This is a genomic window from Methylotenera sp. (assembly GCF_030653755.1).
Taxonomy (GTDB): Bacteria; Pseudomonadota; Gammaproteobacteria; order Burkholderiales; family Methylophilaceae; genus Methylotenera.
Genome location: NZ_JAURYU010000013.1, coordinates 1 through 21,285, shown reverse-complemented (window position 1 = coordinate 21,285; position 21,285 = coordinate 1). Strand labels below are relative to the sequence as shown.

Here is a 21,285-nt window from a genome sequence, read left to right as displayed (position 1 = left end):
TTTTTTCACCTTTCACAACGGTATAAAGTTTTCCATTTAACATAAGAAACACCTGTGTGCCTTTTGGAGAGTTTTCAAGTTTCCCTACATATTGAAATGGTGCAGGAGGAGCCGTTGGAGGGGGGGGCGGAGGCAACTTTACTTTCTTGATCGGCGGGATAACGATCCATGAATGCAATTTGAATAAGTCATGTGTTTTACCTGATAATGGTTCACGTTTTAATTTTTGCCATGGGATAAGGAAATCATCTCCAGCGTGTGGCCTTACCTCATTCAACGCTTGGTCATTCAGTTGAGAAGTGGCATTGATTTCCATGGGAGTGACTCGTGGCGTGCTTAAAGGTCTTGCAACATGCAAATCATCTATGTCATCTTCTTCCTGCAAGGCAGTCCATATTGTGAGCGCCACCGTGATCAACAAAATAATCATCAGTCGTTTATTCGATGATTTTGCAGCAGCATTAGAAACAGGAGTGGTCATTTCCAAGTATCACTCTGCAAAAAAAGTACGAATACTAGCCGGGCTTCCACCGTTGGCGACAATGCATTTTCACGCTTAATCTGAATATCACTCAGTGCCAATGCAGGCAATTGATGCAATACTGAGGCGATGAAGTGGCGAATTTGAGTATATTTACCAACTACTGGCAGGATAATTTCATATCGCATTATCCTGCCTTGCTGAGTTTGCAAAAGTTTGTAATCTCCACGGTTAAGAATAAGATGTTGCTTTGCCGCAGTTTCATCAATAAACCCTAGCCATTTTGGCAAACTGGTAGCTGAAGGGAGCATCGCATAAAATGCCTCCAATTCCTGCACTGTTGTGTGCTGAGGCACAACGATCGATTCACGCAGTTCTGTTTTTTTTCTTTCCTGATGTTCTAACTCAGCCACACTCGCAACCAACTCGTCTTCTACAACTACGACCTTAGTCAAGTAAATCAAAAGACTTACAATCGTAAGTACAAACCCTAATACTCCCCACAACCCCAGATTTTTCGCTACTGTGGTCAAGTGCCAATACAAATAGGACAAGTTGTATATTTTCATCAATCAGTTTGCTTTAAACATATGCAATCGCGCTACCAAAGTAAACCTTACTGGCTTTGAAACATTGTCTTCATCTAGCTGATGCTTTTGAAGATAAACCTGAGACAAGATTGGTTGCGCTTCCAGACGGCGAATGAACTGCATTACAGAGTGCAAGTTTTTGGCTTCCCCCGCCAAAATAACCTGTTGTTTTTTTATACTTGGTTCCAAACTGAGTAATGCAACATCTTTTAAGTCAGCCCCCTCAATTGCATTAAGAAACTCATTCCATGGAATCGTCAAATCAGCCACTGAAGCTTTAATCTGTGTCTTGATCTCCATTGGAATTTCTTCCCTAACATTTCTAGTAATGGTTTCTTTCTTAGGCTGATTATTAAACTGCTTAAGCTTTAACAAGACTTCATGATGCTTATCCGATATTGATTGGTATTGCTGTAAGGTAAAAAATATCAGTGCTATACCCAACCCCAACACAACGATACCGATAAAACTAAATCTACTTGGTGCAAAGGGATGAACGTCAATAAAGTCTAGATGTAGCTTTTGACTCATACAGAAGCCTCTAGCATCGCAAAATGATAGTTTTTTAATGTATTTTTAACTGTACTGATTCGGCTAACCTGCCAGCCTTCGATCGCATTGATCGCAATATTTTTTTGTGTAGGTGCATAGACTAAAATTTGATGATGTCCTGTATCTGCCATTAATGACTCTCTCATCATTAAGTTCTTAAATTCAAGTTGCCAGCCGTTCGTTAACGGATAGACACGGATATTCTGGCAATGCCCTTGATATAAATTGACCAAAAGCAATCGATTGAACTCTACAACAGCCAAGTAGCCATTCACATTTGCGATCTGACTAGAGAGACTATTAAAAACTGTCATTAAATATGGCTGCACAGTCAACAGTTGCAATTTATGCTTGTGTGCAAGCGCTCGTATTTCATCTAACAGTTTTTTATCAATCGCGGCAGCGATCGTAACGCTGTGATTGGGCGCATCGTGTAATTTAATCTCCCAATCATCGATCACCGCACCATATACTTCTTGATATGAGGCAATAGCAAAAGCTGATTTTTCTGCCGAATTCATGGCAACTTGCTGTGATGGTAATGCCAGATACCGCACAAAATCACTTGCTAGCGTGATCTTAAGTTTAGATTTCGCTTCAACTTGCATGGTTGTTAGCAATGCATCTAGTTGGCCAATGGCTCTTGCCCATGCAGGATCTTTGGATTCATTAGGAAATGTGGCGTACTGCTGATCAATCACTCGGTTACGCAGCCCTCGCGACCGACTCACTACCGCGATGCTATCTGTACCGATTACCGCTAATAGTTGATTAATTGACAAAAGTGACACGATTGATCTCCTGCAGTGTTGTAATGCCGTTACTAACGGCTTCAAGTGCTGCCTCGCGCATGGTACGCATACCACTACGTCTGGCTGCTTCTTTTAATTTCCTGATCGGTTCACGAGCAACAATCATCTCGCGTATCTCATCATTTAATATAAGTAGCTCAGCAACCGCTTTCCGACCTCGGTAGCCAGTACCACGACAGTGACCACAGCCTTTGGCATATTTAAACTTCATGCCCGATGCCATTAACGGTGTAATTGCAGATATCTCCAGCAAATGCGCATCTGGCTCAAAGTCTTCTGCACAATGCACACAGATCGCCCTGATCAATCGCTGCGCCATGATGCCATTCATTGCAGAGACGAAGTTGTAAGGATCGACACCCATATGCATAAAACGTCCAATGACATCCAGTACGTTATTTGCATGCACGGTTGTAAACACTAGGTGACCAGTAAGCGCTGCTTGAACAGCAATTTGAGCCGTTTCAGAATCACGAATCTCGCCGACCATGATTTTGTCTGGGTCATGCCGCAAAATAGAACGAAGCCCACGTGCAAACGTAAGTCCTTTTTTTTCATTGACTGGAATTTGCAATACACCAGGCAACTGATACTCAACAGGGTCTTCAATCGTAATAATTTTGTCGTGACCTGTATTCACTTCGGATATAGCCGCATAAAGTGAGGTTGTCTTTCCGCTCCCTGTCGGTCCAGTCACCAACACCATGCCATATGGCTCGGTGGCCAAACGCCTGAACTGGAGAATGATCTTCTCATCAAATCCCAAGGTATGCAGACTTAGGCCTTGCGCTTCTTCTGATAAGGCTTTTCTATCCAGAACGCGAAGTACAGCATCTTCGCCAAATACACTTGGCATAATAGAGACGCGAAAATCAACATCCCGCCCTTGCACCATGACTTTAAAACGCCCATCTTGCGGTGTGCGCCGTTCGGCAATATCAAGCTGAGCCATCACTTTGATACGTGATATCGCCTGATCTGCATTTTCTAAGCCCTGCATGCCACCAACGCTAGCAATAACGCCATCTATCCGATATTTAATCGCCAAACCTGCATTTGAGCACTCCAGATGAATATCACTCGCACCCACTTTCAATGCATCGTAAAGTGTTGAATTAATGAGCTTGATGATAGGATTAGTATCTTCATTGATTGACTTCAATGATAAGTCAGCGACAACCTCATCTGAATCAACACCAATGCTGCTGGCGCCTGCATTCAAGCCATCCATCGCGCGCATTGTTTCTTCATGTTTTGCTATAAATGCAGCGATATCTTTGTGATGTGCTAGATACAAGGTATATGGCTGTCTGATATTCTCTATCACCCACTCTTGTAATCCCTCATTAAAGGGATCGGCAAACACAATGATCAAGTCTGCCATTGCAGAATCTTCATCTGCATAAAAGGCTAGACATTCCCTTTTTTGCGCATTTTGGAATGAAAGCACATCAAACGCCACTGGCAGGACATGAAGTGCTTTCATGCTAATTGATGGAAAATGCAGTGCGTCACTTAATGCTTCGAGAAACACCTCTTGGTTATACCCAGAAAACTCTTCTAGAATATCCAGAATGCGACGCTGTTGAGATATTGCTACTGACTTGGCCTGCCTGATTTGGTCAGCGCGAATTGTTGCTTTTACACCCTGATCAATGATATCCAAATCAGAGTCTGGCTGAGTTTGCTCTACTTCTTGCGAGTTTTTTGACAAATCAATCATTGAATATTCCCTGCAAGCTCAAATATCGGCATGTAAAGTAACAGCACCACTACCCCAATCACCAAACCTATCAACAACATAAGTATCGGTTCAAATAGTTTGGTAAACCAATCTATCCAGCGCGCCAACTCTTCATCGTAAAATGAAGCGATACGCTCCATCATGTCGCCAATTTTTCCGCCACGCTCCCCTACTCTCAACATACGCAATGCTATAGGTGTAGTGAGGCCAGCCTGATCCATAGCAAGTGAAATGGCCTGGCCTTCCTGTATAGATATAGAGGCCTGTTTCATTTTGTGTTGTAGTGAAACGTCAAGTAATCCAGCAACAGACTCCAAAGCAACTATGATTGATGTTCCACCTTTGAGTAGCATCCCCAACGTACGGTAGAATCGTGCTAACTGAAAAATTCTTAAACGGGAACCTAACGCTGGCAGTTGCCAGATAGCCTTTGTTATCCATTTTCTGACTGAAGGTCGTGACAAGCCGTACACCAAACCAACCATGCTGAATATCGATACAATGAGCAACTGTTTGCCGTGGTTTTCTAAAAATGAACCCCATGCCAATAACACCTGTGATAGAAAAGGCAGGTTTCCACCAGTCCCTTCATAGATACGGCTGAACTTAGGCACAACAAAACCAAGCAAAAACAATATGACCAATCCTCCCACGCACATTAGCAAAATAGGATAGATGGAAGCAGAAATTATCTTTTTTTTCACTAGCCCAAGTTGCTGCTCGTAGCTGACATAGCGTCCAAGTGCTTCTGGCAAGTCACCCGTTTTCTCACTAGCTCGAACGGTTGCGATATAAAGCACTGGAAATACTTGAGACTGCATTTCCAATGCCGATGAAAATGTCTGCCCCTGATAAAGCGCTTGCAGTAGCGCATCTAATATTTGCTTAACTTCTCTACGCTGATCTTTTTCCGCCAGTGTCTCAATCGCTTCAACGAGATTAAGTCCAGCCTCAAGTAAGGCTAATAACTCTTGACTAAACAGTTCCAAGGGGAAGTTTTTATCCACACTGCTTGATAAAAGATGTTTTTTTGTTTGCGCTACAATTGGCGTATAGCCTCTAGCCTTAATCTGTGCAATAGCATCATCAACATGCATTGCTGATACGTTTAAAAGCACGATTTCCTTTCCTCTGATAGCTTTAACTTGATAATCCATCAGATCAGGTTACCAACTCACCACATCTTCAGACTCTTTACTACCGCCTGCTTGACCATCTTTACCCAGTGAGTAAAGATCATAGTCACCGTGTTCTCCTGGCGATTTGTAAAAATATGGCTTGTTCCATGGATCATTAGGAACATTTTTTTTAAGATATGGACCAGCCCATTTTGGATCATTGCTAAGGTTCTTGTTAAGTGCTGCTAAGCCCTGCTCGGTGTTAGGGTACTGCCCCAATTCAATTCTGTATTGATCCAAAGCTTTGCCCAGTGCGTCAATCTGAGCACGTGCAGTTTTTGTCTCTGACTTGCCTATTTGCTCAAAATATTTAGGCCCTACGTAACCCGCCAACAAACCAATAATGACCATGACAACCAGCAATTCAAGTAGCGTGAAGCCTGAACACAGTAATTGTGGCAATCTGGATTTAAAACTGAATGACTGATCTAGAATTGACATATTAAATGACACAAAGTGAAGTTTATGTGGCAATTCTAGTTAATCTTGTTTTCAATAGCGTTTCAGTTTTGTGACAGTTTTATCACAAAGTCCTAATTTTTGAAGAAAAAGCGACTAAATTCTTGCTTGTGGGTAGTTCATTGGATAAATGACCTTTTCTCTAGCATCTGACCAAATCAGGTCGCAAGTATCGTCATCAACATGCATCATTCTTCCGAGCTTGTCTACGCAGTACTCACCACAAACAATCATTTCATTAAAACTATAGTCCTGGCCAACTCTCGTATACTCAAACAGCACGCTTCTGATTACCTTGCCACCGCGCTGCACATGACATCCATCACTAATCCAAGTAGGCCCAACGATTTCAGCGCCTTTGTCGATTCGGCTACCTGAGCCGATATAAACTGGTCCTTCTATTTTCGTATTATCCCAGTCAACCCTCACATTCAAACCAACCCAAATACCAGGCTTTATTTGTTTACCTGGCATATTCATTGATGGCACTTCTCCGCGCATCACTTGTTGCATTACATCCCAATAATCAGAAACTTTACCAATATCGATCCAGTTAAAACGATGATTAATTGCATAAAATGGTAAGTTTCTCTCAACTAACAGAGGAAATAAATCGGAGCCAATATCAAAAGTACTGCCTGACGGAATCAAATTCAATGCTTCTGGCTCAAATATATAAATACCAGTACTTGCAAGATTTGATCGTGCCTCAGAATGGCTTGGTTTTTCCTGAAATGACATAATCTTTCCATGATCATCCGTAACAACAATACCGTACTCGGAAACTTTATCCATTGGCACTTCTTTAGCTACTAAACTTACTAATGCGCCCTTTTTCTTATGCTCGGCTACAGCAGCCGTGATATCAAGATCGATAATCGCATCACCACATATGACAATTGTGGTATCGTTAAAAAACTCTCCAAAATCCTGTATTTTCCGCATCCCTCCAGCGGAGCCTACTGGACTAGGAACGATTTTCCCATTACTAATATCACCTTCGAAAGAATACCCAATCGCTATACCAAACCGATGCCCATCACCAAAATACTGCTGGATCTTTTCGTGCAGATAGCTAACATTCACCATGACTTCATTTACTTGATGTTTAGCTAGATGCTCTATCAAATATGCCATGACTGGTTTACCTAAAATCGGAATCATTGGTTTGGGAAGTTCGTAAGTTAAAGGACGTACTCGTGTACCTTTACCTGCAGCTAAAATCATGGCTTTCATTGGTAAAACTTTCTAAATCTGTTTGAGTAAATATCAGCGCCAATATAATTAGATGCCAATAACAATGGGTTTTCATAATGATAATAAAGATTAATTATTAAGCATTCATGACGGTTTGGTTAAACGATGCATGTACCATGCCAATAATGAAAAAAGCGGCTGGTTCAGCCGCTTTTTATGTTATTCATGAACTACTTTGCCTTCTTATGAGCTACCACACCCAGCATGAGTAAACCAACCAGCATCAACGCTGAAACATCTGGCTCAGGTACTGGCGGTCTGATAGTGACGTTATTAACCGAGAACACAAGATCGTTATAATCTCTATCCCCACCGTTATAAATATCCTCAAACCCTACCTTCATCGCATTTTTTCCTAGCGTCTTATAGGTAGCATGTACTGTATTATCAGGATTGCTTGCCGCTTCACCATTATAAAAACTATGACCTGTATTATTGACATACATGCGAAAAACTAACTCTGTTCCAGCCTGAAAACTACCTAATAAAAAATTCTGTCCTGGTGTTGCGGTTTGGTTATTGAGTATTTTTGTTGGCGAACCAGCTAAATAAAGGTCGCTTGAATATGCCGCAGATTTTGAGATAAAAGTAACCACAACCTCACCTGTTGACGCCACATATAAGCGATTTGCTGTTGGCTCTGTAAATAATGCACTATGCTTTACTTCTGTAGCAAATATCGTGTTTGCCAAAGAAATAAAAATTAAAGCTACCAAGAAATTAACCAGTCTCACGTCGAATACCCCTAATATCATTTTTTAACAAAACTCGAGCGAATATTAATTGATCAATATTACGGTGATAATTTTAAGGGGCATTAAATATAGTCTATGTGGACTAGATTAACCCGCACGGGTGAACACAAAAGGATGCATCATACTTTTTATTTGATTAGTAAGCCTTAGAGTCTCTAAACACAAGGAGTACTGTTTTAAGGATAATTTTCAGGTCTAAGGATAATGACCATTTTTTTAAGTAATCTAAATCATACTCAATGCGAGACTTCATACTCTCAACAGATTCAGTTTCACCTCTAAATCCATTAACCTGCGCCCATCCAGTAATGCCAGGCTTGACTTTATGCCTAACCATATATCCCTTAATCACTTTACGGTACATTTCATTGTGACTGACTGCATGCGGCCTAGGGCCAACAATGCTCATCCTTCCCTGTATCACATTGATGAACTGGGGCAACTCATCCAATGATGTCTTACGTATAAATTTCCCAAATTTCGTCACCCTTTTATCATTTACCGTAGCTTGCGTGACTTTATCCCCATCTTCTGTGACAGTCATCGACCTGAATTTATATACAACGATTTCATGACCATCCAAGCCATAGCGTCTTTGCTTAAATAGTATAGGTCCTGGAGAACTCAGCTTTACACCTAGGCCCAATACAATCAGCAAAGGCGAAATCAGACATAGAATTGTAGTGGCCAGAATAAAGTCACTTATACTTTTCATAAAGCCATTAAAACCAGAAAACGGTGTCTCACACACAGCAACGACAGGCATCCCATCAATATCATCAATCCGTGCCTGAATTAAGTCAGCCATAAAGAAATTGGGCACAAAATAGATAGATGCCGTTGTATCCTTCAAGTCATCCAATACGGTCATAATCTCATCATGCAGTGAAGGCGGCAACGCAATATAAATTAAGTCGATTTTATGATTTTTAACATATTCTGGCAGGTCAGCGACAGTACCCATCAACTCAATATCATTCACTTTAAAATCAGAAGACGATTGTTCAGAAATAACATCAAAAAAGCCTTTAACCTCGATTGCCAACTCCCTACTGGCATTGACTCTGTCAAATAACTGCTGACTTAATTCATTTACACCAATGATGACAGCAGTTTTCTTAACACTGGCAATATAGTATTTGCTTGAAAGGTAGCTAGCTACCAAAAGATGCGCTAAGACTAAAATAACTGGTGTAATCACTGCCCATAAAACAATGATCTGCTGTGCGAAATGGTTCAAGTACCCTGTTGCATAGCCAAACAGCAAAAGGATTCCAATGGTCAGAAACCACTGCACAAAGGTATTGAACAATTCCTCAAAAAAGCTTTTTGCTTTTACCCATACACCAGGAAAAGTAAGTGCAAAGATCATGATAGAAAGTACAACATACTGCGATGTAATTTTATCTTGAAAATAATTCGTTAATATAAACAAAGACGCAATCATTAATACAGGATCAACCAATATTTTGATTAAAGTATGAAAATTTAACGCTTTACTAAAACTTAGTTGCTGCTGGAATCTCATTTTGGACACTTAGATTAAATTTCACCAAGTGTCACAATTTAGATTAAAAATATGACGTTATTATGTCTTTAAGCACATTCTGTAAAATGAATTTAAATCGATCAAATAAAAATAACCTATCATTTCAAACAAGTTGAAAATTATTTTGAGCTAAGACAATCATTAAGGCATCCTGCTAACGGGTACGATTTAAATTTAACACTAATATATTTATATATAGTAATCATGCTATTACCATAACATGGCAATAGCATGATTTAACTTAAGTAATGATTAAATACAAAAGTGTGAATTAAAGAGCGCTTTACTATAAGCCGATTGGCTTACTTAGCTAAAATGTTTTACAACAAAATTACTTTAATATATCAACAGTTCAACCAAAGCAAAGTAGATAAGCAAGCTAAATGCTTTTGATCATTTTTTCGAGATTAACATGTTTAAAAATAAGCCTATCGTACTAGCAATCAGTTTATCTCTGTCATTAGGTGCAAGCTATGCAATTGCCGAGCAGGGGCCTTCTAGCAGTCAGACACCTTACATCACTTCCACTGCAAAAGGCTGGGAAGTCACCTCAATCATGACAGTTGGCGACCAAGCTACCAATGGTTTTAAAATGGTTGGCATTCCTGATGGTCTAGGCGCTTATGACAATGACGATAATACTTTCACTCTGCTAATGAACCACGAACTAGCTGCTGCACTTGGTAAAGTCCGCGCGCACGGTGCATCAGGGGCATTTGTTTCAGAGTTTAAGATTAATAAAAATACACTAACCGTAATAAGCGGCAATGATCTAGCCATCAATCATCAAGTATGGAATGGCACAAACTACCAGCCCGCATCAGGAGCAGCCAATAGTTTTGTAAGCTTATGCTCAGGTGACCTGCCAGCAGCAACCGCCTTTTATAATGCAAGTACAGGGCTTGGAACAAAGAGCCGCATCTTCATGACTGGCGAAGAATCTGGTACAGAAGGCCGTGCTTATGCATTTATCGCGACAGGACCTGATAAAGGCACAGCTTACGAGTTACCGAGAATGGGTAATTTTTCATTTGAAAACAGCTTGGCTAATCCATACTCAGGCGATCAAACAATCGTAGTAGCTACAAACGACTCTACACCAGGTCAGGTTTATCTCTACAAAGGGACAAAAACAAATACCGGTTCAGACATTGACAGGGCTGGATTAACAAACGGAAATCTGTATGGTATTAAAGTTAAGGATGTTGCAATTGAATCTGGTGCAATTAACGGAAAATTTACACTCGAAGCTGTTAACTATGATCAATCTGGTGTGGAGTTGCAAATCGAAAGCAATGCCAAAGGGATTACCAACTTTGCACGGCCAGAAGATGGTCAATGGGCTGATGCTGTTACATTCTACTTTGCAACAACGGGCACGGCTAACGGAGGATCGTCCAAATTATATAGGCTGAATTTTGATCACAGCATGGGCGGCACCATTTCAATGATCAAAGACTCAGCTAGTTTAACCGGTACCGATGGTCAAACTGCCAGAAATTTTGACAACATAACAGTAGATACGGACGGCAACATCCTTATTCAGGAAGATCCTGGCAACAATGCATATGTTGCCAAAACATGGAAATTCGATACAAAAGGTAATACATGGACACAAATATTCGAGTCCGACCGTAACCGTTTCGTTGCTGGCGCTGCTAATTTTCTTACTCAGAATGAAGAAAACTCAGGCATCATTGACGTAACAAATGTGCTGAAAAGGAACGATGGCAAAAAATACTACCTAGGCGTAACTCAAGCTCATTATGGTATTTCTGGTGAATTGGTAGAAGGCGGCCAGCTATATATCATCAAAGATTCAACACCTTAGAACTAATCACTTGCCGTGAAGTCTTGAGTCGTCATGAGTGCATATGAGCAAATACTTAATCCAGCTTGCGTTTTACCTGTCAGAAGCATGTCAGGCTTGAATGCATCTTCAAAAACAGCTTTTTAAAATTCAAATACTTTAACAGGTGACCTCATAACCATTAGGATTACTTGACTGCCACTTCCAAGTGTCATGACACATATCGTCTAACCCTCGCTGTGCGCGCCATCCGAGCAACTGCATAGCATGTGTAGTGTCTGCATAGTTAACTGCCACATCGCCCTGACGTCTGGGTAAAAATTCATATGGAATTAATTTATCGCTGGCTTTCGAAAAAGCTTTCACAACGTCTAGTACACTATATCCTTTACCTGCACCCAAATTTACAGTAATAAAATCTTGTTTATTAAGTAAATAATCTACAGCATCAACGTGGCCGTCAGCCAGATCAACAACGTGAATATAATCCCTGACGCCAGTACCATCATGCGTACAATAATCGTTACCAAATATACGTAGCTTAGATAAACGTCCGACTGCAACCTGCGCTAAATAGGGTAATAAATTATTCGGGATACCATTAGGATCCTCACCTATCAACCCACTGCTATGCGCGCCAATCGGATTGAAATAGCGGAGCAAAGCTACTCTCCATGTATTGTCAGCTGCATGAATGTCACGAAGAATATCTTCAATCATCAATTTAGTCCGTCCATACGGATTAGTCGCCGTTAATGGGAAACTCTCTTTAATTGGCACTGAAATAGGATTACCATAAACCGTCGCTGAAGAACTAAAAACGATAGTTTTAACACCAAAATCACTCATCACTTCAAAAAGATTAAGGCTACCTATAACATTATTATCATAATAAAGCTGCGGCCTCTCATTTGACTCACCTACCGCCTTAAGACCTGCAAAATGAATAACTGCAGTAATGTTATAACGCTCAAACACCTTTCGCATTGCTGCTTTATCACGAATATCAGCCTGAATGAATGGTATTTTTACCCCAGAAATTCTTTCTATACGATTAATCGACTCAATTCGACTATTGGATAAATTATCTACAACAACGATTTCATAGTCAGCTTCTAACATTTGCAAACAAGTATGGGATCCTATATAGCCAGCCCCACCAGTAATCATAATGGCCATAACGTTAATTCTGAGTTGTTTAAATTACCTCAAACAATACTTGAATACTTAGTATGTAAATCACTTGCCGTTATAGTCACAGTGGACTATAGACATGAAGTAGACTTACCAGAATATCATAGAGGTTTATTATTTTCCGATTTGTAACCTTGCTAAAATATCTGGTCGATTGGCTCAATTATTACAATAATGAAAGAACTCACTAGGGCAAAGTTTGTAACGGTAGAACGCCAATGGAAACTTTAACTTAGTTGGAAACTGATTTGTGATGGAAAAAACCTAAACCAAATCCAATCTGACAGATACCCTAAAAATACGGTGACTGTCAGTTCAGGTCTAAGCTAGTACACTTTATTGATGCAATATGATCGCCTACATTGTTTAAGAAGCAGCGTTCATTAGCGCTTCTTATCTGTAGCTACAATGTTGCTACTCAGCATCGCCATTGCAGCAATACTGATGTCAGCAACGAGTATTGATTCCAGCTCCCCTACCTGATTGAGAATAGGCAACGATACCGTCAAACAAAAATCTTCAGTCGCTGTTGATAGGTAAATGTTAGAGATATACGGCTTTAGCGCTTCATGCGCTTCGTAGTAATAAGCTTGAAGGCTACGATCAACCGCTGCCCCACCTGCTTTAATCTTGCCGTACATATTTGGATTAATCCAATTTGGATATCTCTGCATCCCGTTGGCGTTAAGCTCAAATACCACCTCAAAGAACGGATAATCAGTGAAACAGCCATCCATGCAATGTGAGTCTTCCGAACGACGATATTTAAGTAGGGATTGCAACGCCTCTAGCGCACGTGCCTGCCAATCAGAATGTACCTCATGTTCTGGCACTACAAGCCTAGGCGTAACATCTTCCACGACAATGATGCTACCTATGTTGGATTTACCAATTTTTTTCAGATAAGCCGCACGCTCTGCAGCAGCTACACTATTGGATAGTGTACCTTGGCTACCATTGACAATAGCGATTGAGATGCTTGCAACTGGGTGCTCGCTACCATCCTCTGTAGTAAAGAACCCACGCTCTAGATCTGATGTGTCATATAAATGGCTGGCGAGATCTTGGAAATGATAGATCACATCCAGCAACTTGTCTTCAAGGCTTGTGTTGATATGATCTAAAATCAACACAAAGTCATCACCACCAATGTGACCAACCAACGTCCCTGCAGCGCCAAGAAACTCCTGCCTGACAATTTCTGATAATAGGCGAATCATGGCATCGCCACGTATGAACCCATACCTGTCGTTGTAGGCTTTAAAGTGATCAAGATCAATATAGACTAATACTGTGTTGGGATTATTGCGTATGCTGATATCAAGCGATTGCCGTAATGTTGGTCCTGTGGTGAGCTGACTAAGTGGGTGCAGACTGCCAGTGCTCATCTTACGACTGATCAACTGTGCCATAATCTCTAGCGGCTGTAGAATGCCGATGTAGACACCATCATCGCCCACCATAATCCAGGGCTCGGCATCTCCGCGTTCTAGGTAGAGTCCTCTCGCCAATAGTGATGAAGGAGTACGACTGGTAATCATTTTTGGCAATGCATCACAATAGGCACCCAATGAGCTACTACGCTGGGTAAATACCTTACCCCTCTTGAGCAAACCGATAGGCCGCAAATTATCTAACACCACAGCAATTTCAGTATCCGGATTATCCCGGAAAATTTCTCGCGCCTTTTCAATGGAAGTGTTGACCTCTATCGTGAGCCCGCGCATCACAAACTCGCCAATCCGGAACTCATCTGGAATATGAGAGCGATGAGCTTCATCTTGCTTAGGTAACGCTGCCACTGACTCGGTAGGCTTACTTTCTGGTTTTGCAAAATAGTAGCCCTGCGCATAAGCAAGCCCAAGGTCTAGGCAGAAGTTGATGTCTTCTACGCGCTCCAAACCTTCTGCCACAACGGTGCAGCCGAGTCTTTGCGCCATTGAGATAATAGCCTCCAACAATACTGTACGTACACGACTGCCTTGTGCTTCATGAACAATCGCCCTATCAATTTTGATATAGTCTGCACGAACAGCGGCCAGTGTACGTAAACCATTAAAGCCTGACCCCATGTCATCAAGTGCGATACGAAGGCCGTGAGCACGAATCTCATCACAACACTCGGATAAAAGCTCGGGGGATACTTTTTCACTTTCAACAATTTCAATCACAATTTCACGCTGATCAATACCATATTTGCTTAGCGCTTCCATCATTAATGTCAGCCAGCGCTTTTTCATAATGGTTTGTGGCAGCACATTAATGAAGATTGGAGTACCTGGTGCAATTAAATTTGCTTTACCAACTAATGCGTTTTGCTGGCAAGCAATATCTAGTTCTTCGCTACATTTAAGCTGGCTCGCCAACTTAAATGACTCTTCACCATTCAACAACTCTCCAGAGGGGTTCTTGATGCGACACAGGGCCTCATAGGCAAAAATTTTTCCGTTCTGGGTAAAATCAACAATAGGCTGAAAATAAATCTGCACATGCAAGCTAATATCATCTAGCAACCATGAGTGTAGACGTCTAGTGTAAAAAATGTTGAATGGGACAATGCCTGCAATCGTCTCCGCAGGACACGTCGGATTAGCATCTTTTGCGATCATCACGTAGGAATTTTCAAGCAGCTGTTCTGGTAGCTTCTCCGCAAGCTGATTGAGGGTAGACGTCAATGACTCCTCATCATCAAAGTCAAAAATAAATACTGACTTTTCTGGATTGTGTGTATGAGTTAGATCAAGATTGGCAAAATCAAAAGTCTGATCTGAGGTGTTCAAATATAATTTCATATGCTGGTTTTTCTTTTCTATTATCAAATAGCCCAAGAATAACCAAGCAATAACTACGCCAACACTAGCGATGTAAAGGAAAAAAATTAGCCAACGAAGCTAATCGATTATTTAGATACCACGCCCCGTCATCAGGTCGTGGTTCATTGTAGGTATCTAGTCAGCTAACCAGCTAGAGTGTGCACAAAAACGTGCGGATAAATCAGTTCTTACGTGCTACCAACAGGATAAGTCCTACCACTATGGCACCCAAGCCAGCCCAAACAGGTATGCTAACCGTTTCTTTATCTTCGATAGAAAGTTCGATAGGCCCTATTTTAGTTTGATGGGTTTCTTTAGTGTAAGTAAAGCTACCGTAAGCTAGTCCTAGAGCTCCTGCAATTATCAATATAATTGCCAACATTTTGACTGCTTTCATCTTATTTATCCTTTTATATTATGTATGTGCTTGATTTTAAAATACATTACAAACGGCGGCCTTGAATCAAGCGTACTAGTATTACGACGACTGCTACCACCAAAAGAATGTGGATTAACCCACCCATCGTGTAAGAAGAAACCAGACCGAGCACCCAAAGAATAACAAGTATCACTGCAATAGTTTGAAGCATTTTATAATCCTTATTTAACTGAATATATCGCTTTAAGTTGTATTTTTAATTGGCTTTCAAAATACGAAACCTAAAGCTATTTTTACACTAATTTTGGTTGAGTTAAGGTTAATCTTTTTTAATCATTAGGCTATTTTTCACTGATTTAACGCCTTCAGTCTCTGTGGCTATTTTTCCAGCCATGTAAATCTGCGCTTCTGTATCAACAAAGCCGCTTAATATTACTGCACCTTGATGTGTTTCAACGCTCACTTTTAGACTTTTAACGCCCTCTTCATTTAACAAATTAGCTTTCACTTTTGAGGTGATTAAACTATCGTTAAGGACACGTTTAACATTTTTCTGTTCTGCTTGTGACCTGTAGTTTGTATATTCTTCTTCATTTAGAAGACCGTCATAATTGGCATCAGCCTCTACAAAGTTTACATTTGTGGCAAATAGCTTTTCTTTTTTTGCTTCTAACTCCGTTAGGGTGTTGTTACTGTCAGTATCCAGCGCTTTAAATGATGCGTTATAGATGCCTTTGTTGGCGTCATTTGAGCTATCCAAAGCAAACGCTTGTGAACTGCCAAAACTTGCTGCCAATGCAATCATCATTAGTGTAGATTTAAAGTGTGTATTGTTTTTCATGGTAATTCCTATAGGTAATATAAATGAACGTCGAGAGTGATTTAGAGAAATGTTTAGCCTAGCCTATGCACTAGTAAACATAACCAACTATTTCAGTTTCAATTATTGACATTTATATTGTGATGTTTAATTAAAAAACAAAACCATATAAACGTAGACTGGTCTATTTCCCCTCATCATTGATGATTGGAAATGCCCAAAATAGACTTACCTGAATAATAAACTTAGCTGAATAACTGCTATTGACGATTGCTATCGTCATCCTCAAACCTGACCCTAGTATACACAGATACTGCCAATTTAATGAATATGCTTAAATTGTATGCAAAAAATCGTCACTACTGGTTTCAATGATTTGACGTGTCTATGAATCACACAAATGATTTATTGCAGAAGCTAAAATCTAGCTAAATATTACTAATCAGTACTTCTAATGTTATGTGGTTCATATAGCACTCGCTCAATAATGTGATGAGGTAAGCCTATTTTCTCCATCATTTTTTTGCCGATGCATAATGCTTTTCTCTAGACATTTCAGCACCTTTTCTTGCCGTAATTTCAAAAAGCTTGTTCTTACGTTTAATCATTTTTATATCCTAAAATTTAAGAACATAATCATCTGTTAAGAGCATGTTGAGCTCTATGCGTTAGGCAACGTATTTCAATCAAAAATTTACACCCTACTGTCATTTTTGAAAATACCAACTATATTTGATTAGGTTAGGTATCGCACAGAGTAGCTAATCATAGGTGCTCATAATGCTTGACACTGCAGAGCAATCTACCATCTAGATAAAAGATTTGATGCAATGAATAAAGATCAAGTAAAAGGCAAGTCTAAGGAAATTGCAGGGAAAGTTCAGGAAGAAACTGGAAAGCTAGTTGGTAGCAAAAACCAACAAATTAAAGGCTTAAGTAAACAAATTTCTGGCAAAGCAGAAAAAAATTATGGTGATGTTAAGGATGCTTTAAAGAAATAAAACTTTAAATAAAAAAAATACACTTAACTAAACAAATTAGCCATAAAATGACCGTGCAATACGGTCATTTTACTTGCATAAATCAAATATAAGTCTGAATCGCCACTACATACTAATCCTGCGTGCGGCATATCAACCAAACAATGATTAATACTAAATAGATTCGGTGAGCATTAAAATAGCACGCACCGAATCAATCTCTCATTAAATAATATGACTCAAACTTTCTGGCCCAAATACCTCCCTATGAATGTTATTAGCGTCTACGCCAAGCTCAAGCAAGGCATTACGCTGATCATCCATAAAGGATTGCGGCCCACATAGGTAATAAATACCACCTTTAAATTCAGCAGAGATATGATCCGTTAAATCCATACGCCCTTCCCGCTCGTCAATATGTTGTTTTTTTGATTCATTCAAAAAGAAAACAGTCTCTAAGTGATTCAATTCATTCTTTATTTGGTTTATCTCGTCTATATGCGCAATGCTAGCTCTGTTTCTTGCTGCATGTACAAATAAGACCTTTCTTGTAGGATTATTAATAGATATTTCTTTTACCATTGAAATCATTGGTGTGATGCCTACCCCTGCAGAAATTAACCCGATAGGTTGCTGATTTAAAATGTCAGGAGTGAAGTTTCCACATGGGTAACTAATATCAACAACACTGCCTACTCTCACATGCTGATGTAACCAGTTTGATACATTGCCACGAGGTTTATATTCATCACCTTTTTCACGTTTCACTGTAATTCTGTAAGTGTTATGTTGATTAGCGTCAGACAAGCTATATTGCCTGATCTGCCTTAGGTTTAAGTCTTCAATATGCACTGCCACACTGATATATTGACCCGCTTTAAATGTTGGCAAGGCTAATTGACCTGTTGTTAACATATCTGGGGCTAATTGATCTGGGGTTAAATTATTGGTAGCTTGCAACGTAAAGCTAACCACATCTTCTGACTCATGTCGCTTTTCCACAACTTTCACTTTAATCCACTCATCTGGCTGTTGATGATTGTGCTTGTATAATCTATTTTCTGCATCAATAAGCGCATCAGCTAAAAGACCATACGCCTCTTCCCAAGCTGCTAGTAACTCAGTGGTTGCAGCATCGCCAAGCACACCCTTAATGGCACCAATAAGATGACTACCAACAATTGGATAATGTTCAGCCTTAATCCCAACAGACACATGCTTATGCACAATCCGTTCAATCACTGGTGCTAATACTGCGCTATTTTCTATATTTGCGGCGTAGGCAAACACGGCGGCGGCTAAAGATTGCTGTTGAGACCCATTTGCCTGATTTCCCATATTGAATAGGTTTTTAAGCTCAGGATGTGATTCGAACATATTTTTATAAAATAGCGTGGTAATAGCTAACCCATGCTGCCTTAATACAGGCACACTCGCCTCAATATATGGTTTTGCTGCCGCTGATAACATCACATCTCCTTAACTTGCATTTTAAATGCTACTTTTATGTTCAAAAAAAACACTCAAATGAGTGCTTGGTAAACTTATTTAACTACTTACTTAATACTACTTATTTAACATTAACCAATAATCTCAATCATTATTAGCTAACATAACGTTGATGCAACTTAATGACAGCCTGTTGCGTTTTAAGATCAACAATACTTTGCAGTGTGTATTTGTTCATTTCCTCATAAAAACTATTTAAACCATGATCTAATATTTCCTTTAAATGACATTGACCACTCAAAACACAAAGCGGCTCAGCACAATTAATAAGTGAAGTTTTATTCTCAAGTTCACGTAAAACATTTCCTAGTTTTAGCTCAGATGGCCTAACCCCAAGCTTTAATCCACCCGCTCTACCACGCGTGGCAATCACCCAATTTAATTTATTTAACCTAGTGACCACTTTAATTAGGTGATTTCTTGGTACATCAAACTGTTGTGCAATTTCATTAATAGTCACTATGGACGTGTTGACTTCCTGAGTCAGGTACATCAGCACTCTTAATCCAAGATCAGTGAATTTTGTAATTTGCATAATAGTAATAGATTCTACATATGTTGCATAATATATGCAACATATGACATCACTAATGCATTAGGCTATTTATTTGGGAGCCAAAAACTTAAAAAAAATGATAACTAAGTAACCGTGAATCAAAAAAATCTGCAATAAATGCACATCTGTAAATATCTATCCATTACATTACCTAATGTTTCATGTACACTGCAATTAAAATAAATGAATTGGCACTTAATCACTTAAATGCAAGTTAACATTAAACCAACCAATTTAATAACATACAACATTATCCTGTGGTTGCTCACCGGCTCTATACTCATAACCGGCTCATATATCACACATAAGCTATGGTCCAACGCACATAGTGACAACTTAGCCAAACTTCACTCAGCCCTGGATGACTCAGCCGACGTGACTGTTAACAATTTGCGTGCACGATTCAGCGCCATTTCAGTGATTATGCATGGCGTTAAAGGCTTCATAGACGCTTCCGAGGTAATTACGCCAGAAGAATTTCACACCTACATAAAATCACTTAACTTAGGTGATAAATTTGGCGTTCGTGGCATCGCACTCGTCGAGCTGATTGATGACCTCGATAAAAAAAGTCACATTAGCCATATAAGCAAAAAAAACTTATCTGTTTTACAAATAAGGCCCGCAGGTAAAAGACCTCATTATGCCCCTATTACATTAATAGAACCTTTAGATGAATTAAATATTCGTGCTCTAGGCTTAGATGTACTCACTTTACCAACAGCACTCGCAGCACTTGAACAAGCAAGAGACACCAACGAGGCACGTATTTCTTCGAGAATGACACTCGCGCAGGATGCAGACAAAAAAGATCAACATGCCTTTGTCATGTATTTACCTATTTACAAAAAAAATACCTCGTTAAATAGTTTAGAAGCCAGGCGTAACGCTATTATTGGCTGGGTCGATGTACCTTTCCGCATGACTGACCTCATGAACGGGTTTAAAGGCGAAATCGATGAGGATGTTGCAATACAAATTCATCAGGGACTTGAGGTAACCGAAGATTCTTTTTTATATAACTCTCAACATTACCAATCTTCTGAACCAAGTACAGGACCTTTGAAACAAAGTGCAGAGGCAAGTGGAGATCAAAGTATTTTTACAAAAAGAGTATTAGATATTGGTAGCAGTCAATGGACTTTACTGTTTCATAGCACCCCAGCATTTGAAGCAAGAACGCTATCTTATGGCAAACCAATGTTTGTCGCGCTACTCGGCTTCACACTTACCATATTATCTGCCTTTTTAGCATGGTTTCTATTAAGCAGTCGGCAACGATCTGAAAATCGCTATCAAAAGCTCTTCGATCAAGCAGGTGATGGTGTCGTAGTATTAAATTATCAACATCGTTTTATTTCCGCAAACTCAGCAGCTGCGAGCATGCTGGGATACCAGCATAAAGCACTATTAAATATGCGGTTGCAAGATGTCCTAGTCAATAATATTGCAGATCAATCAGACTTTATTAACAAGTTGGCAGCTGACAACCCCATTAAAAGTGAGTGGCAGTACCTCCGTCATGATGGTAGTCAATTCACGGCTGAAGTGAGTTGCCGTAAATTAGACAAAAACTACTATTTCGCTATTATTAGAGATCTCACAGAAAGAAAATTAGCAGAATATCGCATAAGACATCTCACGCAACTTTACCAAGCCTTAAGCGAAGTAAACCAAGCGATTGTTCGCATGGGTGATGATAATGATTTAGGGTCTTAGGAAGCTAAAGCGGTTTATTTCGTAAAAGTTTAAGTATCTCAAGGTAAATGTTATCACGTCGATGATTAAATCTATATTCAGTCTCTTTCAGGTGCAGATAGAACGTATGCTTAGGGATACCGTTAAAC

Annotated in this window: 20 protein-coding genes and 1 pseudogene; 3 read left to right on the top strand and 18 right to left on the bottom strand. The window is 39.9% G+C overall.

All coding sequences use genetic code 11. The annotated features are described in order from the left end of the window. The 10 genes from Q7U33_RS02720 to Q7U33_RS02675 all read right to left on the bottom strand — a co-directional run. Nucleotides 1–481: hypothetical protein (locus tag Q7U33_RS02720; protein WP_304858055.1), on the bottom strand; the 481-nt coding region annotated here is incomplete at its 3' end. Next, the gene (gene pilO, locus Q7U33_RS02715) at nt 478–1,050 is read right to left on the bottom strand and encodes a type 4a pilus biogenesis protein PilO (protein ID WP_304858054.1); all 573 of its coding nucleotides are present in this window, start codon (nt 1,048–1,050) and stop codon (nt 478–480) included. The genes Q7U33_RS02720 and pilO, both read right to left, overlap by 4 nt. Before the next feature lie 3 nt (nt 1,051–1,053). Beyond that, nucleotides 1,054–1,602 carry a PilN domain-containing protein gene (locus Q7U33_RS02710; protein ID WP_304858053.1) on the bottom strand — a complete coding sequence of 183 codons (549 nt, stop codon included), beginning with the start codon at nt 1,600–1,602 and terminating at the stop codon, nt 1,054–1,056. Beyond that, nucleotides 1,599–2,414, bottom strand: a complete 816-nt coding sequence (locus Q7U33_RS02705) for a hypothetical protein (protein ID WP_304858052.1) — start codon at nt 2,412–2,414, stop codon at nt 1,599–1,601. The genes Q7U33_RS02710 and Q7U33_RS02705 overlap by 4 nt, the downstream gene beginning before the upstream one ends. Beyond that, entirely contained in the window at nt 2,395–4,158 is a 1,764-nt protein-coding gene (locus tag Q7U33_RS02700) for a GspE/PulE family protein (protein ID WP_304858051.1), read from the bottom strand. The genes Q7U33_RS02705 and Q7U33_RS02700 overlap by 20 nt, the downstream gene beginning before the upstream one ends. After that, a complete protein-coding gene (locus tag Q7U33_RS02695) occupies nt 4,155–5,336 on the bottom strand; it encodes a type II secretion system F family protein (protein ID WP_304858050.1) in 1,182 nt (393 codons plus the stop codon). The genes Q7U33_RS02700 and Q7U33_RS02695 overlap by 4 nt, the downstream gene beginning before the upstream one ends. Before the next feature lie 9 nt (nt 5,337–5,345). Then, nucleotides 5,346–5,798 carry a type II secretion system major pseudopilin GspG gene (gene gspG, locus Q7U33_RS02690; protein ID WP_304858049.1) on the bottom strand — a complete coding sequence of 151 codons (453 nt, stop codon included), beginning with the start codon at nt 5,796–5,798 and terminating at the stop codon, nt 5,346–5,348. A 114-nt stretch (nt 5,799–5,912) separates the two neighbouring features. Further along, complete coding sequence (locus Q7U33_RS02685) at nt 5,913–7,052, bottom strand: NDP-sugar synthase (protein WP_304858048.1); 1,140 nt, start codon at nt 7,050–7,052, stop codon at nt 5,913–5,915. A gap of 191 nt (nt 7,053–7,243) precedes the next feature. After that, nucleotides 7,244–7,789 carry a DUF4114 domain-containing protein gene (locus tag Q7U33_RS02680; RefSeq protein WP_304858047.1) on the bottom strand — a complete coding sequence of 182 codons (546 nt, stop codon included), beginning with the start codon at nt 7,787–7,789 and terminating at the stop codon, nt 7,244–7,246. Between the two features lie 175 nt (nt 7,790–7,964). Next, nucleotides 7,965–9,356, bottom strand: coding sequence for an undecaprenyl-phosphate glucose phosphotransferase (locus Q7U33_RS02675; protein ID WP_304858046.1), 1,392 nt, complete (start codon nt 9,354–9,356; stop codon nt 7,965–7,967). Between the two features lie 433 nt (nt 9,357–9,789). Here Q7U33_RS02675 and Q7U33_RS02670 point away from each other — a divergent pair, with 433 nt between their 5' ends. Next, the gene (locus Q7U33_RS02670; protein ID WP_304858045.1) at nt 9,790–11,208 is read left to right on the top strand and encodes an alkaline phosphatase PhoX; all 1,419 of its coding nucleotides are present in this window, start codon (nt 9,790–9,792) and stop codon (nt 11,206–11,208) included. 138 nt (nt 11,209–11,346) lie between these two features. Here Q7U33_RS02670 and galE read toward each other — a convergent pair whose 3' ends face one another. From galE to Q7U33_RS02645, 5 genes are all read right to left on the bottom strand, one after another. Continuing rightward, nucleotides 11,347–12,366 (bottom strand): UDP-glucose 4-epimerase GalE, encoded by a 1,020-nt coding sequence (galE, locus tag Q7U33_RS02665; RefSeq protein WP_304858044.1) that lies wholly within the window; start codon nt 12,364–12,366, stop codon nt 11,347–11,349. A gap of 398 nt (nt 12,367–12,764) precedes the next feature. Beyond that, nucleotides 12,765–15,173, bottom strand: coding sequence for an EAL domain-containing protein (locus Q7U33_RS02660; RefSeq protein ID WP_304858043.1), 2,409 nt, complete (start codon nt 15,171–15,173; stop codon nt 12,765–12,767). Between the two features lie 202 nt (nt 15,174–15,375). Further along, a complete protein-coding gene (locus tag Q7U33_RS02655; protein ID WP_304858042.1) occupies nt 15,376–15,591 on the bottom strand; it encodes a hypothetical protein in 216 nt (71 codons plus the stop codon). Nucleotides 15,592–15,637: 46 nt separating this feature from the next. Continuing rightward, nucleotides 15,638–15,784, bottom strand: a complete 147-nt coding sequence (locus tag Q7U33_RS02650) for a lmo0937 family membrane protein (RefSeq protein WP_304858041.1) — start codon at nt 15,782–15,784, stop codon at nt 15,638–15,640. 108 nt (nt 15,785–15,892) lie between these two features. Then, a complete protein-coding gene (locus Q7U33_RS02645) occupies nt 15,893–16,414 on the bottom strand; it encodes a BON domain-containing protein (protein WP_304858040.1) in 522 nt (173 codons plus the stop codon). Nucleotides 16,415–17,223: 809 nt separating this feature from the next. Here Q7U33_RS02645 and Q7U33_RS02640 point away from each other — a divergent pair. Continuing rightward, entirely contained in the window at nt 17,224–17,394 is a 171-nt protein-coding gene (locus tag Q7U33_RS02640; protein WP_304858039.1) for a CsbD family protein, read from the top strand. A gap of 204 nt (nt 17,395–17,598) precedes the next feature. Here the strand turns inward: Q7U33_RS02640 and Q7U33_RS02635 are convergent, their stop codons facing one another. Then, nucleotides 17,599–18,843 (bottom strand): globin domain-containing protein, encoded by a 1,245-nt coding sequence (locus tag Q7U33_RS02635; protein WP_304858038.1) that lies wholly within the window; start codon nt 18,841–18,843, stop codon nt 17,599–17,601. Between the two features lie 133 nt (nt 18,844–18,976). Further along, nucleotides 18,977–19,417 carry an Rrf2 family transcriptional regulator gene (locus Q7U33_RS02630; RefSeq protein WP_304858037.1) on the bottom strand — a complete coding sequence of 147 codons (441 nt, stop codon included), beginning with the start codon at nt 19,415–19,417 and terminating at the stop codon, nt 18,977–18,979. 396 nt (nt 19,418–19,813) lie between these two features. On the opposite strand from Q7U33_RS02630, the gene Q7U33_RS02625 reads away from it, so the two are divergent. Then, nucleotides 19,814–21,157: a CHASE domain-containing protein gene (locus Q7U33_RS02625; protein ID WP_304858036.1), complete on the top strand. Its 1,344-nt coding sequence runs from the start codon at nt 19,814–19,816 to the stop codon at nt 21,155–21,157. 4 nt (nt 21,158–21,161) lie between these two features. On the opposite strand, the pseudogene Q7U33_RS02620 reads toward Q7U33_RS02625, so the two are convergent. After that, nucleotides 21,162–21,285 (bottom strand): annotated as a pseudogene (locus tag Q7U33_RS02620) (IS1595 family transposase); the annotation flags it as partial.

What these genes read in the sequence shown, in the direction of transcription:
- pilO (WP_304858054.1), bottom strand. Translation starts at nt 1,050, where the DNA reads ATGAAAATATACAACTTGTCCTATTTGTATTGGCACTTGACCACAGTA.
- Q7U33_RS02710 (WP_304858053.1), bottom strand. Translation starts at nt 1,602, where the DNA reads ATGAGTCAAAAGCTACATCTAGACTTTATTGACGTTCATCCCTTTGCA.
- Q7U33_RS02700 (WP_304858051.1), bottom strand. Translation starts at nt 4,158, where the DNA reads ATGATTGATTTGTCAAAAAACTCGCAAGAAGTAGAGCAAACTCAGCCA.
- Q7U33_RS02695 (WP_304858050.1), bottom strand. Translation starts at nt 5,336, where the DNA reads ATGGATTATCAAGTTAAAGCTATCAGAGGAAAGGAAATCGTGCTTTTA.
- gspG (WP_304858049.1), bottom strand. Translation starts at nt 5,798, where the DNA reads ATGTCAATTCTAGATCAGTCATTCAGTTTTAAATCCAGATTGCCACAA.
- Q7U33_RS02685 (WP_304858048.1), bottom strand. Translation starts at nt 7,052, where the DNA reads ATGAAAGCCATGATTTTAGCTGCAGGTAAAGGTACACGAGTACGTCCT.
- Q7U33_RS02675 (WP_304858046.1), bottom strand. Translation starts at nt 9,356, where the DNA reads ATGAGATTCCAGCAGCAACTAAGTTTTAGTAAAGCGTTAAATTTTCAT.
- Q7U33_RS02670 (WP_304858045.1), top strand. Translation starts at nt 9,790, where the DNA reads ATGTTTAAAAATAAGCCTATCGTACTAGCAATCAGTTTATCTCTGTCA.
- galE (WP_304858044.1), bottom strand. Translation starts at nt 12,366, where the DNA reads ATGGCCATTATGATTACTGGTGGGGCTGGCTATATAGGATCCCATACT.
- Q7U33_RS02660 (WP_304858043.1), bottom strand. Translation starts at nt 15,173, where the DNA reads ATGAAATTATATTTGAACACCTCAGATCAGACTTTTGATTTTGCCAAT.
- Q7U33_RS02655 (WP_304858042.1), bottom strand. Translation starts at nt 15,591, where the DNA reads ATGAAAGCAGTCAAAATGTTGGCAATTATATTGATAATTGCAGGAGCT.
- Q7U33_RS02650 (WP_304858041.1), bottom strand. Translation starts at nt 15,784, where the DNA reads ATGCTTCAAACTATTGCAGTGATACTTGTTATTCTTTGGGTGCTCGGT.
- Q7U33_RS02645 (WP_304858040.1), bottom strand. Translation starts at nt 16,414, where the DNA reads ATGAAAAACAATACACACTTTAAATCTACACTAATGATGATTGCATTG.
- Q7U33_RS02640 (WP_304858039.1), top strand. Translation starts at nt 17,224, where the DNA reads ATGAATAAAGATCAAGTAAAAGGCAAGTCTAAGGAAATTGCAGGGAAA.
- Q7U33_RS02635 (WP_304858038.1), bottom strand. Translation starts at nt 18,843, where the DNA reads ATGTTATCAGCGGCAGCAAAACCATATATTGAGGCGAGTGTGCCTGTA.
- Q7U33_RS02630 (WP_304858037.1), bottom strand. Translation starts at nt 19,417, where the DNA reads ATGCAAATTACAAAATTCACTGATCTTGGATTAAGAGTGCTGATGTAC.